Here is a 12,882-nt window from a genome sequence, read left to right on the forward strand (position 1 = left end):
AATATTGTGACTTGTGACCGAGGAGTTGGCAGTAGAACACCGTTTAGTGAAGAGGTTGTGAAAAAGCTGCACTGCATCAAGTAATAAGAACAGCCAAGTAAAAACAGCTTCTTATGTTTTTAACTTGGTTGGACTTATTACCGCAGATGCAAGCTTTTGAACACCGTTTGTTCGGAAAAAGAGCGTGGGACAAAAGTAAAGAACACTTTTGTCTCACGCTCTAAACACGTATAAACGGCGGAAGCAGAAGCAACTCCTTCTTATTTCTTGGAGTTAAACGCTTCTGTCCCGGTCTCTTTTTTGATCAGCATGGTTTTATTCAGCTATCTTCAAAATGATTTTTCCGATGTTTTTGTTTGCTTCCATATATTCATGCGCTTGTTTGACTTCGCTGAATTGGAATGTACGGTCAATGATTGGCCGAATCTTGCCATTTTCTAGAAAAGGTCCCGCTTTTTCCATAAAAGTTTGTGCGAGCTCTGCTTTATACTGATCACTTCTAGGTGTCAATAATGTACCAAGAAGTTGGACGCGTTTCCCAATCAATACACCAAGGTCTATCTCAGACACAATGGTTCCGCCAAGCATACCAATCAAGACCCAGCGGCCATCAACGGCTATAGAAGCTAAGTTCTTTTCCCAGTAAGAAGCGCCGATGAAATCCAAGATAACATCGACTCCTCGACCATCAGTGATCTTTCTTACCTCTTCTTGAAAATCTTGTTTTTTATAGTTGATCAATTCATCTGCACCGAGTTCTTTACAAAAGGCGAGCTTTTCTTCTGATCCTGCAGTAACGATGATTTTCGCGTGAGAAAGTTGTCTAGCTAATTGGATCGCTGCTGTTCCAACACCACTTGCTCCTGCGTGGATCAAAACAGTTTCGCCTTCTTGTAATTTTCCAAGCCAATAAAGTGTTTGATAAGCAGTCAGAAAAACTTCTGAGATTCCAGCAGCAGAAACATAATCTAACGTATCAGGGAGAAGGATTGCTCGATCGGCAGGCATCACAGCATATTCAGCATAACCACCTAGATTGACTAATCCGTACACTTTTGTCCCAGGAGTAAAAGTGGAGATATCACTTTTATTCTCAACTACCTCTCCAGCTACTTCGACACCCAAAATAGGATAGGGAGGTTTTAAAGAGACTGATTCTCTTTTCATGATATCTGTTCGATTGACCGCTGCTGTATGGACTTTGATCAATAATTCGCCTTGTTTTGGTTCAGGAACAGGCACTTCTATTTGTTCTAATACATCTACAGAACCAGGATGCTTGATTGAAATGGCACGCATGGATCTATTCCTCCTTTGCCCATTCTTGGAATGCTGTATTCAACTCTTTGCTACCTTCAGAAAGTACTAGAGTCGTACGGGAAATATCCGTTTCTTCCACAAGAGCGGCAAGTACAGCAGCAACTGTAGAACGAGAAATCGTTTTGGCTGCTTTTTCATTAGGCTTAGTCAATTGAATGGAGGTGACTTCTTCATCGTTCGTCAATGTGACTGGTTGAAGAATGACAAAATCTAAGTTAGTTCGTTTCAGCCATTCATCTGCATAATGTTTAGTAATATAATAATCTGTCATGGACTCAGGCCATTTTGCTGGTTCATCTGCATAAACAGCACTGACCATCAGATAACGAGAGACATGCGCATTTTCAGCTGCGATAACTGTTTTGATTGCACCATCCAAGTCTACTTGCAGAAGATTCTTTCCTTGAGAACCGGCAGCAAAAATCAATACATCGATACCTTTGAATGCTTCAGCCATTTTTTCCACGGACCAAGTCAAATCAAAAGAGACATACGAAACATTCTCTTTTTTCACTAATGTCTGGGAAGCGACATCTCTTACCCCAGCAAAAATTTCGTGGGGACTTGAAGCTAGATCTTTTATCAGGTGTCGGCCAATCTGTCCGTTTGCACCTACAACAAAAATTTTCATTTGGATCATCCTTTCGACGTCAAATCTTACTATTTAATAGTAACACCAAAAGAAAAAAAAATCAGACATCGGCTACGATGACTATCAGTGATGAAGAGAAGGGCGCTTGAAGTATCTTAACAAGACATTGCATACTGCTGCAGTCGCAAGACCAGCGACGATTCCTTCAGGTACGCCACTTGTAAAAATAACTGCAAGAATAGCTGAATAAACAGCATTTAAATTTGTCCCGATGACTTTGGCGTAATCTTGCTGGAATAAAAAGTAGATCATATTCATCACTAAAATCGTATTGGTCAATGAGCCGGCAAGTCCTGCTAAGAATAAAGAGACGGTATCTGCTTTTTGTTTCATCAGTTTACGCAGACCATTATAAACGAAATAAGGAACAACACCAATCAAGATCCGAGGAATAAACGCGATCAACAAGGCTTTCCAGCTTCCATGTTCAGTTCCGATGACTGGGATGAACGGAGAAAAGACAAAAGACAAAGGTGTTTGGATAACCGTACTTCGAATCATACTGATCAGTCCAAATGTACCGCCAAGAAAAGCACCTAGTCTTGGTCCTAAAACGATCGAAGCAATGATTACAGGTATATGCATGGTTGTTGCATTTATTGGGCCAATAGGAATAAACCCTAGAGGCGTAACAGCTAATAAAATCAAAATAGCTAAAAACATCGCAGTCAAAGTAAAATTTTTTGTATTTTTCATAAGTACTCCTTTTTCACTAAGCATTTCTTTCGTTAAGAGTCAGCATGACCTGTTCGATGATCGTCTGAATATCAGCTAAAGCACCTTTTCCAAAATCTCCGCAAGCTAAAAGAGATTCTTTTGGTTCGATTTCCTGATAGCCGACAGATCTCAATGTTTCCAGATTACGCTGAGTGATCGAGTTTTGATACATATTCGTGTTCATGGCAGGGGCAATCAGTTTTGGTGTTCCCTCCGGAAGCGCCATTGCGACTGTTGAAAGGAGATCGTCTGCAATGCCGTTTGCTAGCTTGCCGATAATGTTTGCTGTAGCAGGTGCGATGAGAAACAAGTCAGCTTGTTTGGCTAGTTCGATATGATTGATCACCTGTGGATTTGATTCTTGCATGACATCTGTATGGACTGCTCGCTTCGACAGAGATTGCAAGGTTAATGGCGTGATAAAATGTGTGCTGCTTTGAGACATAATCACATCTACTTGGACACCTGATTTGACAAATTGACTTGTAAGATCGGCGCTTTTGTAAGCAGAAATACTTCCGGTAACGCCTAATAAGATCTTTTTCATTTTGATTCCTCCAATCTAATTTTATCAGTAATCAATGCAGCAATCTCAGATTTGCTTTGTGCTTCTTCCACTGTCCCATCTTTAGATAAGAGATAGCCGTGGTGTGTCTCGCCATGGATTTCTGTCAAATCATTTGCGAAAATAAAATCAGTTTTGTTATTTATCAGACTGTTTTTGGCGACTGTAAGAAGTGATTCCTTTGGTACATCTACTAATAGTTTGAAACCAATGATTTTCGCTTTCGGCTGCCATTCACGCAGATAAGAAATGATTTTTGGCGTTTTCTTCAAAACGAGCACAAGATGCTCAGTGTCAGAAGAGATTTTTGAAGCAGAGTTCTTTGTTTGTTCATTTTCTGCAAACCAATTGGCCAGTTCTTCTTGCGTTGAAGAAGCGGGTAGTTTTTTTGCCAACTGTTCTTCTGAAAAACTAAAAGCAGGAGTAAAATCACTGACTGCCATACTGTGGATAATTGCATCATAGTGTTCTTTTTTTGAGAGTGCTTCTAATTGCAAAAACAAGTCTTGGGCAGACTCAATCGTATAGATCGTTATATTGGAACGTCTTTCCGGTTTCAGTGCTTGTCTCGTAGTCACGTAATCGACTGTGGTATCTGGGTTGGCAGCTAAGTGATCAGCTAAAGCTTGTCCTAATCGTCCTGTCGAATGATTCGTAATAGCACGTACCTGATCGATTTTTTCAGTTGTCCCTCCAGCTGTGATCAGAACCTTCATTTTTGGTCACCTACATTTACCAGTGTTCTTCCTTGATGCGTCCCAGCAAGTAGTTTAGTTGCTGTTTCAGGCAACTGCTCCAGAGTAACTTCTTGGGCAACTAAGTCATCTGCTATCTGCAAATCTGCCATCTGTTGCCATAAAGAAGGACGTTGTTCAATAGGTACATTGACAGAATCGATGCCAATCAATTGGATGTTTCGCAGAATAAAAGGCAAAACGGTCGTGTTTAGTTTGATTCCCCCTGCATTGCCGCATAAAGCTGCTACACCGTTATAAGAGATCAATGGAAGAAGACTACTTAGTTGCTCACCACCTACTGTGTCGATGACAGCATCGATTTGCTGTTTTCCTAAAGCTTTTGTTGTTTCTGGCAGAAATTCATCAGGACGTACGACTTGAGAAGCACCTAAACTTTTTAGCCATGTGACAGACTCTTCTTTTCTGGAAAAAGCAATGATTGACTGGAATCCGTGTTTATGTAACAGGGCGACAGCTACACTGCCTACACCGCCAGAAGCACCAGTAACGACAATTTTTTTATTGGAGGTTATGCCTTGACGGATTAAAGCGTTCACACACAACATAGCAGTAAACCCTGCTGTACCAAAAATCATCGCTTGACGCAGTGTCATATTTTTCGGTAGAGGGACTAACCAGTCTCCTGGTACTTTTTGGTATTGGCTGTAACCGCCTGGATAGGTGACACCAAGCCCAAAACCAGTAGCAAGTACAAGATCTCCTTCTGAAAAACGTGAATCTTTACTTTGGACGACAGTTCCGGATAAATCAATCCCTGGAGTCATCGGATAGGTTCGTATCACCTGACCGGACTCGCTCATTGCCAATGCATCTTTATAATTGACATCAGAATAGGCAATTTTTACCAAGACTTCATTTTCAGCCAATTCAGTAAATGGCAGATCACTGATTGCTGTATGGAAAACAGGTTCATTTATTACCTGAAAAGATCGAAAAGCGTTCATTCGTGAGACACTCCTTTTAAAAATTTTCTTTTATCATACCACAAAGCCTACTTTTTTATTCTGGTTCTTCCTTAAATTTAGACAAAAATTAGGTGAAAGAGGCAGAAAAAAGAAAGAATCGAATAAGTAGAAATGATTCGAAAAGATAAAGAAATATTCAGCAAAAAAAATGTTAAAAAGGGTTGCCTTTTGCAATAAAATTCGTATACTAATACGAGTGGTAGTAAACCAGAAGTTTACTATTAGAAAACTTCATACGGAGGAAATTATGGAAATTGGTGAGAAGTTAAGAAATTTGCGCATCCAAAAGAATTTGACACAAGAAGAACTAGGCGAACGCACAGATTTGTCAAAAGGGTATATTTCCCAGTTGGAACGAGATTTAAGTTCACCATCAATGGAAACATTCTTTTCTATTCTTGAAGTCTTAGGTGTCACTCCAGAAGAATTTTTTCATCAAGAAGCAGCGAATCTGCAAGTGGTTTATTCAAAAGAAGATCATACGGTTTATTTCGATGAAGAAAACGGGTATGAATTGGAATGGCTGGTGGCTGATTCGAATGAAAAAGAAATGGAGCCTGTTTTACTAACTTTTGAAGGTGCAGGAGAATATAAGACGTTTGAACCTTCATTATCTGAAACGTTTATTTTTGTATTAGAAGGGGAATTAGAGTTAAGCTTAGGAGAGACGGTCTATGTGGCAAAAGCAGGACAGTCGATCTATTATCAAGCGACAAAACAACATCAATTAAGGAATCATCTCAAAAAACGAACAAAAGTATTGATTGTCGCGACACAATCATATTTGTAATATAGGGGGTAAAAACGTGGGGAAACCAATCATTTCATTTGATCAAGTAGTGAAAAGCTATGATGATGAAACAGTATTAAAAAAAGTAAGTTTTGAGATCGAACAAGGAAAATTTTATACACTGCTTGGTCCTTCCGGCTGTGGTAAAACAACGATCCTACGTATTATAGCTGGATTCACTGAAGCTACAGAAGGGGACATCTATTTTGAAGGGAAACGGTTGAATGATTTGCCAGCTAATAAGCGACAAGTAAACACCGTCTTCCAAGATTATGCACTTTTTCCTCATATGAATGTTTTTGATAACGTTGCTTTTGGATTGAAGATCAAAAAAATGTCCAAATCTGATATCGAAAAGAAGGTAAAAGATGCATTGCGTATGGTCCAGCTTCCTGGATATGAGAAACGGGAGATCAGTGAAATGTCTGGTGGTCAAAGACAGCGTGTAGCGATTGCACGAGCAATCGTGAACGAACCTAAAGTATTGTTACTAGATGAACCGTTATCGGCGCTTGATTTGAAACTACGTACAGATATGCAGTATGAACTGCGGGATCTGCAACAACGATTAGGGATCACGTTTATTTTTGTGACTCATGATCAAGAAGAAGCGTTGGCGATGAGTGATGAGATTTTTGTCATGAATAAAGGGAAAATCGTCCAAAGTGGTACGCCTGTAGATATTTATGATGAGCCAATCAATCATTTCGTTGCTGATTTTGTTGGGGAAAGCAATATCGTGGACGGTGTGATGATCGAAGATAATCTAGTTGAGTTTGTTGGTAAGCAATTTGAATGTGTCGATGGCGGGATGCGCCCGAATGAGCCAGTTGAAGTTGTTTTACGCCCAGAGGATTTGACGATCACGACACCAGATAAAGGAAAGCTAGTCGTAACGGTCGATACTCAGCTGTTTCGTGGTGTCCATTATGAAATCATCTGTTATGATGAACAGCAAAATGAATGGATGGTCCATTCGACGAAAAAAGCTAAAGAAGGAAGCAAAGTAGGATTGGCCTTTGAGCCAGAAGATATCCATGTCATGCGTTTCAACGAGTCTGAAGAAGAATTCGATGCACGTCTTGACAGTTACGAAGAATAGGGGGGACAAGAATGAAAACAATGCGCAGGATCTATTCCGTCCCTTATATTTTGTGGCTCGGTTTATTCGTGATCGCGCCTGTATTAATGATCATTTATCAATCTTTTTTTGATATGAATGGGCAATTCACGCTGAATAACTATCTATCTTATTTTACGTCGGGGACATCGCTTTCTATGACGATCAATTCTGTATGGTATGCATTTTTGATCACGTTTTTTACACTGATCATTAGTTACCCGACTGCTTATTTTTTAACAAAACTGAAGCACAAGCAATTATGGCTGATGTTGATTATTTTGCCTACATGGGTGAATCTGCTGCTTAAAGCTTACGCATTTATTGGAATTTTCAGTGTTCACGGCAGCGTGAATCATTTCTTTGATTTTATCGGGATCGGACCGAAACAGATATTGTTCACAGACTTCAGTTTCTTGTTCGTCGCAACGTATATCGAGATTCCATTTATGATTATGCCGATTTTCAATGCATTGGAAGAGATGAATCCTTCTTTGATCAGTGCCAGCAGAGATTTAGGAGCGAATAGCTTTGAGACCTTCCGACGAGTGATTTTTCCATTATCATTAAATGGTGTGAAAAGCGGCGTCCAAGCAGTCTTTATTCCTTCTCTTTCTTTATTCATGCTCACTCGTCTGATTGGTGGAAACCGAGTGATCACTTTAGGAACAGCTATCGAACAGCATTTCTTGGTTACGCAAAACTGGGGGATGGGTTCTACGATCGGTGTGATTTTAATCATTGCTATGTTTATCGTGATGCTCCTGACAGGCGAGAAGAAAAAAGGAGGTCGCTCATAAATGAAAAAATTTAAATGGTCGTATCTTTATTTAGGGATCGTCTTTTTATTCTTATATGCACCGATCTTCTATCTGATTTTTTATTCCTTCAATGAAGGAGGAACGATGAACAGCTTTACAGGGTTCACTTGGGAAAATTATGAAGCTGTTTTTGAAGATACTCGTTTGATCATTATCGTATTGAATACGTTCATGTTGGCTTTCTTATCTGCATTGATCGCCACGATCATCGGGACATTTGGGGCTATGGGGATCTATTACACGAAGAAACGACGTGCACGGACAGCGTTGTTGAGCATGAATAACATCTTATTAGTCTCTCCTGATGTTATTATCGGTGCTAGTTTCTTGATTTTCTTTACACTACTAGGGTTCGGATTAGGTTTTCAGAGTGTATTGCTTTCCCATATTGCTTTCAGCATTCCAATCGTCGTCTTGATGGTCTTGCCAAAATTGCAAGAAATGAACGATTCAATGGTTGATGCGGCTAGAGATCTTGGTGCGAATAATTTGCAAGTAGTCAAAAATATCATTTTGCCTTATCTTTCTCCAGGGATCATAGCTGGGTATTTTATGGCATTTACCTATTCTCTTGATGATTTTGCGGTTACGTTTTTCGTCACAGGAAATGGCTTTACAACGCTCTCAGTAGAGATTTATTCTCGTGCAAGACAAGGAATCAGTTTAGAAATCAATGCGCTAAGTGCATTAGTTTTCTTGTTCTCCATGATATTGGTCATTGGTTACTACTTCATTAGTAAAGAAAACCGTCCAAAACGGTTGAAGAAAAACAGAAGAGTACGCGAGGGGGTGGCACGGCTACGATGAAAAAATTACAATCTCTGTTTTTAGGTATTCTCATCATTATTGCGGTGCTGCTGCTTGGTGTACGTCAACTTGAAAAAACAAGTGGCATGAGTGGAGCGAAGGTACTGACGATCTATAACTGGGGGGATTATATCGATCCTAGTTTGATCACGAAATTTGAAAAAGAATATGGATACAAAGTAAATTATGAAACATTTGATTCTAATGAAGCGATGTTCACAAAGATCCAACAAGGTGGAACAAACTATGATATCGCTATTCCAAGTGAATATATGATCCAAAAAATGATCAAAGAAAAACTAGTGCTACCCTTAGATCATTCAAAGATCAAAGGATTAAATAATATCGATCCACGATTTTTAAATTTGGATTTTGATCCAGATAATCAGTATTCGATTCCATATTTTTGGGGAACTTTAGGGATCGTATATAATGATAAATTCTTTGATGCAGATCAAATCCAGCATTGGGATGATTTGTGGAAGCCGGAATTGAAAGACAGTTTGATGCTGATTGATGGTGCACGAGAAGTTATGGGGCTTTCTTTGAATAGTTTAGGCTATTCTTTGAATAGTAAGAATATGGCACAGCTGACAGAAGCAGCAAATAAATTGAATCATCTAACACCAAATGTCAAAGCAATCGTGGCTGATGAGATCAAAATGTACATGATCAATGAAGAAGCTTCCGTGGCAGTAACATTTTCTGGCGAAGCTGCCGATATGATGTGGGAAAATGAACATTTACATTACGTGATCCCACCAGAAGGGTCCAATCTTTGGTTTGATAATATCGTTATGCCAAAAACCGCGAAAAATAAAGAAGGTGCCTATGATTTCATCAACTTTATGCTAGAACCGGAAAACGCGGCACAAAATGCAGAGTATATTGGTTATTCTACACCAAACGAAAAAGCAAAAGCGTTATTGCCAAAAGACATTTCGTCGGACGAACAATTTTATCCATCTGATGACACGATCTCTCATCTTGAAGTCTACGAAGATCTAGGATCGAAATACCTAGGCATCTATAATGATCTATTCTTAGAATTCAAGATGTATCGGAAATGATGGCAAAACTCATTAAAACTTGGGATTTATCAACCTTCTAAAGAGAGAAAAAGCGACCTATTTCTACCTGATTTTTCCAATTTTCTACCAAAAGCGGCTGAAAATTCCATAAGGTAGGGGATAATTTGATATATAGAAAGAACAATAAACAAAGTTGGTTTGATTTTTTCTGAAAATATTGTAGCAAACGTCGTCACAGTTTTTCATGTATCAGTTGGTAGGAATATGAAGACAGAAATAAAGAGAAAATAAAAAGTACTAAAGCTTCTAAATTTTTAGCTTTAGTACTTTTTAGTATCCAATTTCTCAGTTTAACTCAGAAAAAGTGAGTTCTGTAACTGATAGCTCAGTGTAATTTATTGCCTTTCAACTCCTTATTTTTGTTTATTTTGACGGAATCTATTACTACTTGGTCATTAAATATCTTCTTTTTATTCATTATTGCTGTTTCACCGTTTTTCTACATACATAATAAAGATCATAATTGTTTAAATTCACAGTGATTGTTCCCATTTTTACTACTTGCCTACAATGATTAATCTACAAAAATTATTGGTGTGATATTGTAAATAAGCTCAAATTTCTTTAAGTCGTCTTTGAAACGTTTAGATAGGTTATGTGAACCAATCATTTTTAATCCTTGAAAATATTCTAATAAATCATTTGCTCGTCCAGATTCTTCTGTTAAATGATCGAAAAGTAATTTATAAAAATTACAGTAAACACCTGTATCTCCAAAAAATAACAGTCTGTGACGAACATCAGCTATCTTCTCTAAATATTTTTTAGCTAAAACGGTTTCTTTTCGTTCGAGCATTAATAAAAAAGCATTGTTATACATACCAATCAATATGGAATGAAAAATCTCAAAATCTTTATTTTTTTCTATTTTTCTTTCAATGTCTGATAATCTACCGTTTATGTAATTTGTTTCAAAAACAAATAAAAGAGTAGTAAAGGTTGCCATTTCAAATCTTCCCCAATCATCAACAGCTTCCAAATAATTTTTTAACTCGGATAGATATTCTTTATCAGAGTTGTTTAGTTTTCTTTCGCTATCTGCTAATTGATACCAACCGATCGTCTTAGCAACTAAATAATTCCTGATATCTACTATATTATTTGTATTTCTGGCTTTTTTTCGAAGTGCTTGCAACATATGTTGAGAAATTGATTTGTCTTCTCTGATTTTCTTTATTAATTTCTTTAAGCTCCAATTCTTTTCTCTTAGGATATCTTTGTCTAAATAAAAAATAAATTCATCTAAACTTAAATTCATCTTCTCCAGTAATTCAATTAAAACAAAAAATGGAATATTTGTTTTGCCATTTTCGTATTTCACAAAAGTTTCTCTAGTTATTATTCCCTTTGATAACTCTTTTTGAGAAAGCCCTCTTTCTACACGGAGTTTTCTCAATAATTTATGAATTTCCATATTTCCTCCGTTATTTTAATTTTTATGATGTGAAAATTTTGACCATAATTTAAATTTCTGTTTCTTAGCTACTATAATAACACATAAATAAAACATGCAAAGAACAAAACAAAGAGGTGGTGAAAATATGTTTGCTATTTTTTTAAATCATTCAAAGATTGGTTCATTGATGTTCGCTGATTTTTTAAGGGTAAGGAGAAAATTTTTTGATAAATGAAAAGATAAGAAATGTGATTTTTTTCAATGATAACACAATTTTTAGTTTTGATATTTTTATACATCCGGAGATTTATATAGAAAATCAAAGAATATTTGATAAAAGAATTCCCAAATTGGAAATGATAGTAGATTCAATAGGATTACTAATTTGCAATAAATTAATAGAAACCAAGAAAATCAGTTTGAAAGAACTATTTCAATGGTTTCAAGAAGAATTTCCTGATGTGCCAAAAGAAAATTTAAAAAAAGACCTAGTAGTTTTTCTACAAGCCTTAAATAATAGGGGGATTATCAATTATACACTTCCTAAAAGAACCTCTATTAAAGAAAAAATCTCTTGTAGTATTAAAAAAATTCAAAAAAATTTGCGAACCAGTCATAGTATTCACAATGAAAAAACGTTAAAAATTTTCTTGGAAGTGTGCTTTCATGTTTTAAAAGAGAATTTCCCAATAATTACTTTCGTATGTGGAGTAAATTTATTATGTTTACTTTTTCTGTTCTTATCTTTTCAAGAAATTCGTTTAGAGTTTTTATGGATTCTATTCCCAGCTTTTTCCTATCTCGTTTTGCTAATGAGCATCATACTTCATGAAACCACTCATTTGATTTTATATAGGAAGATCACTCATCATAATCACGGGTATTTATCAATAAAAACTTTATCTATGTCAATTGTTAGAGAAAAAGTATTAGATAGAAAATCTAATATCCTCATTACGTTTTCAGGAGCGATTTTTGTTTTCTTTTTAGGTGTTCTACTCTATTTCTTATCAGATAATTTGTGGATAAGAATACCTGCTTTTATTTTTATGTTTCACATTATCAATTTATTGCCCTTCTTTGGTGACGGACATACGATTATTACAGAACTACTAAATTCTAATGATTAGTAGTTTTGAAATGATAAAAAAATTAAAGGAGATTCTATTATGGATTATTCAGCACCAACTATTACAAGTCAAAATATTTATTTGGCAGAAGATCAAGTTGTTTGGTATACCGTTGCAATTGCTATTCTTCTATTACTTGCTGTTACAATTGTTGCGGCTTGTGTTTTGTATTGCTTGACTAAAGGGAAGAGTTTCACTGGTTCTTGGAGTTATGTAAACGGAAGTGGGTCTGTAAGACTGGGCTGTAAGTAGCAATTACTGTCTACGATCATTTATTTAGCCCATGTGAAAGTATGCAATTTGTTAGAAGCTATCCATATCTTTATTTAATCGGATAGCTTTTCTTTTGTTTAATCAATTCTATTGGATGTAGAGGATAAAATATGTTAGCTATTAATGATTTAAATAAAATATACAAAAACTCTGAAAATGGAGTAAAAGAAATTTCTTTTCAAATTTCAAAAGGAGAAATTCTTTGTTTGGCAGGACCGAATGGTTCAGGAAAAACAACTTTACTAAATTCTATTCTCGGAATAATAAAGAAAGACAAAGGAAGTATTTCTTTATTTGGACAAAATGTTGATAATGATGCTATAAAAAATAGATTTGCCTATATTTCTGATGAAATTATCTTAATCGAGGAATTGACAGGTTTTGAGTACCTTGCATTTATAAAAAGTATGTATAAGGGAATCAATAAGAACCAGATTATTACATTATCTTAATTGTCAAATTAAGTTAGACAGATCA

The 12,882-nt window shown here is 36.5% G+C and carries 15 protein-coding genes; 8 read left to right on the forward strand and 7 right to left on the reverse strand.

All coding sequences use genetic code 11. The features are described 5' to 3' along the window. Positions 1–315: 315 nt before the first annotated feature. The 6 genes from HMPREF2731_RS12160 to HMPREF2731_RS12185 form a co-directional block, all read right to left on the reverse strand. A complete protein-coding gene (locus tag HMPREF2731_RS12160) occupies positions 316–1,299 on the reverse strand; it encodes an NAD(P)H-quinone oxidoreductase (RefSeq protein WP_070703589.1) in 984 nt (327 codons plus the stop codon). 4 nt (positions 1,300–1,303) lie between these two features. After that, entirely contained in the window at positions 1,304–1,951 is a 648-nt protein-coding gene (locus HMPREF2731_RS12165; RefSeq protein WP_002334895.1) for an SDR family oxidoreductase, read from the reverse strand. 84 nt (positions 1,952–2,035) lie between these two features. Beyond that, complete coding sequence (locus HMPREF2731_RS12170; protein WP_002308409.1) at positions 2,036–2,668, reverse strand: ECF transporter S component; 633 nt, start codon at positions 2,666–2,668, stop codon at positions 2,036–2,038. A 16-nt stretch (positions 2,669–2,684) separates the two neighbouring features. Then, positions 2,685–3,236, reverse strand: coding sequence for a phosphopantothenoylcysteine decarboxylase (gene coaC, locus HMPREF2731_RS12175; protein WP_070703587.1), 552 nt, complete (start codon positions 3,234–3,236; stop codon positions 2,685–2,687). Continuing rightward, positions 3,233–3,970: a phosphopantothenate--cysteine ligase gene (locus tag HMPREF2731_RS12180; RefSeq protein WP_002334893.1), complete on the reverse strand. Its 738-nt coding sequence runs from the start codon at positions 3,968–3,970 to the stop codon at positions 3,233–3,235. The genes coaC and HMPREF2731_RS12180 overlap by 4 nt, the downstream gene beginning before the upstream one ends. Further along, positions 3,967–4,956 carry an oxidoreductase gene (locus HMPREF2731_RS12185; RefSeq protein ID WP_070703585.1) on the reverse strand — a complete coding sequence of 330 codons (990 nt, stop codon included), beginning with the start codon at positions 4,954–4,956 and terminating at the stop codon, positions 3,967–3,969. Before HMPREF2731_RS12185 ends, HMPREF2731_RS12180 begins: the two co-directional genes overlap by 4 nt. A 268-nt stretch (positions 4,957–5,224) precedes the next feature. Here HMPREF2731_RS12185 and HMPREF2731_RS12190 point away from each other — a divergent pair, with 268 nt between their 5' ends. The 5 genes from HMPREF2731_RS12190 to HMPREF2731_RS12210 are packed head-to-tail and all read left to right on the forward strand — an operon-like array spanning position 5,225 to position 9,585. Beyond that, a complete protein-coding gene (locus tag HMPREF2731_RS12190) occupies positions 5,225–5,767 on the forward strand; it encodes a helix-turn-helix domain-containing protein (RefSeq protein ID WP_002287040.1) in 543 nt (180 codons plus the stop codon). 16 nt (positions 5,768–5,783) lie between these two features. Then, positions 5,784–6,869, forward strand: coding sequence for an ABC transporter ATP-binding protein (locus tag HMPREF2731_RS12195; RefSeq protein ID WP_002320231.1), 1,086 nt, complete (start codon positions 5,784–5,786; stop codon positions 6,867–6,869). 11 nt (positions 6,870–6,880) lie between these two features. After that, positions 6,881–7,687 carry an ABC transporter permease gene (locus HMPREF2731_RS12200; RefSeq protein WP_002287038.1) on the forward strand — a complete coding sequence of 269 codons (807 nt, stop codon included), beginning with the start codon at positions 6,881–6,883 and terminating at the stop codon, positions 7,685–7,687. After that, positions 7,688–8,515: an ABC transporter permease gene (locus HMPREF2731_RS12205; RefSeq protein ID WP_002308417.1), complete on the forward strand. Its 828-nt coding sequence runs from the start codon at positions 7,688–7,690 to the stop codon at positions 8,513–8,515. Next, positions 8,512–9,585: an ABC transporter substrate-binding protein gene (locus tag HMPREF2731_RS12210; RefSeq protein WP_024635601.1), complete on the forward strand. Its 1,074-nt coding sequence runs from the start codon at positions 8,512–8,514 to the stop codon at positions 9,583–9,585. Before HMPREF2731_RS12205 ends, HMPREF2731_RS12210 begins: the two co-directional genes overlap by 4 nt. A 535-nt stretch (positions 9,586–10,120) precedes the next feature. Here the strand turns inward: HMPREF2731_RS12210 and HMPREF2731_RS12215 are convergent. Then, a complete protein-coding gene (locus tag HMPREF2731_RS12215) occupies positions 10,121–11,020 on the reverse strand; it encodes a helix-turn-helix domain-containing protein (protein ID WP_002308420.1) in 900 nt (299 codons plus the stop codon). Positions 11,021–11,226: 206 nt separating this feature from the next. On the opposite strand from HMPREF2731_RS12215, the gene HMPREF2731_RS12220 reads away from it, so the two are divergent. The 3 genes from HMPREF2731_RS12220 (at position 11,227) to HMPREF2731_RS12230 (ending at position 12,857) form a co-directional block, all read left to right on the forward strand. Then, positions 11,227–12,132: a PqqD family peptide modification chaperone gene (locus HMPREF2731_RS12220; RefSeq protein WP_070703583.1), complete on the forward strand. Its 906-nt coding sequence runs from the start codon at positions 11,227–11,229 to the stop codon at positions 12,130–12,132. 39 nt (positions 12,133–12,171) lie between these two features. Further along, the gene (locus HMPREF2731_RS12225) at positions 12,172–12,384 is read left to right on the forward strand and encodes a hypothetical protein (RefSeq protein WP_002308423.1); all 213 of its coding nucleotides are present in this window, start codon (positions 12,172–12,174) and stop codon (positions 12,382–12,384) included. Between the two features lie 131 nt (positions 12,385–12,515). Beyond that, positions 12,516–12,857, forward strand: a complete 342-nt coding sequence (locus tag HMPREF2731_RS12230) for an ATP-binding cassette domain-containing protein (RefSeq protein ID WP_002346101.1) — start codon at positions 12,516–12,518, stop codon at positions 12,855–12,857. Positions 12,858–12,882 lie beyond the last annotated feature (25 nt).

Origin of the sequence: Enterococcus sp. HMSC072F02, from assembly GCF_001837725.1 — a bacterium.
Lineage (GTDB): Bacteria > Bacillota > Bacilli > Lactobacillales > Enterococcaceae > Enterococcus_B > Enterococcus_B lactis.

Coding starts and splice junctions, on each gene's coding strand:
- HMPREF2731_RS12160 (WP_070703589.1), bottom strand. CDS start 1,299: ATGCGTGCCATTTCAATCAAGCATCCTGGTTCTGTAGATGTATTAGAA.
- HMPREF2731_RS12165 (WP_002334895.1), bottom strand. CDS start 1,951: ATGAAAATTTTTGTTGTAGGTGCAAACGGACAGATTGGCCGACACCTG.
- HMPREF2731_RS12170 (WP_002308409.1), bottom strand. CDS start 2,668: ATGAAAAATACAAAAAATTTTACTTTGACTGCGATGTTTTTAGCTATT.
- coaC (WP_070703587.1), bottom strand. CDS start 3,236: ATGAAAAAGATCTTATTAGGCGTTACCGGAAGTATTTCTGCTTACAAA.
- HMPREF2731_RS12180 (WP_002334893.1), bottom strand. CDS start 3,970: ATGAAGGTTCTGATCACAGCTGGAGGGACAACTGAAAAAATCGATCAG.
- HMPREF2731_RS12185 (WP_070703585.1), bottom strand. CDS start 4,956: ATGAACGCTTTTCGATCTTTTCAGGTAATAAATGAACCTGTTTTCCAT.
- HMPREF2731_RS12190 (WP_002287040.1), top strand. CDS start 5,225: ATGGAAATTGGTGAGAAGTTAAGAAATTTGCGCATCCAAAAGAATTTG.
- HMPREF2731_RS12200 (WP_002287038.1), top strand. CDS start 6,881: ATGAAAACAATGCGCAGGATCTATTCCGTCCCTTATATTTTGTGGCTC.
- HMPREF2731_RS12205 (WP_002308417.1), top strand. CDS start 7,688: ATGAAAAAATTTAAATGGTCGTATCTTTATTTAGGGATCGTCTTTTTA.
- HMPREF2731_RS12210 (WP_024635601.1), top strand. CDS start 8,512: ATGAAAAAATTACAATCTCTGTTTTTAGGTATTCTCATCATTATTGCG.
- HMPREF2731_RS12215 (WP_002308420.1), bottom strand. CDS start 11,020: ATGGAAATTCATAAATTATTGAGAAAACTCCGTGTAGAAAGAGGGCTT.
- HMPREF2731_RS12225 (WP_002308423.1), top strand. CDS start 12,172: ATGGATTATTCAGCACCAACTATTACAAGTCAAAATATTTATTTGGCA.
- HMPREF2731_RS12230 (WP_002346101.1), top strand. CDS start 12,516: ATGTTAGCTATTAATGATTTAAATAAAATATACAAAAACTCTGAAAAT.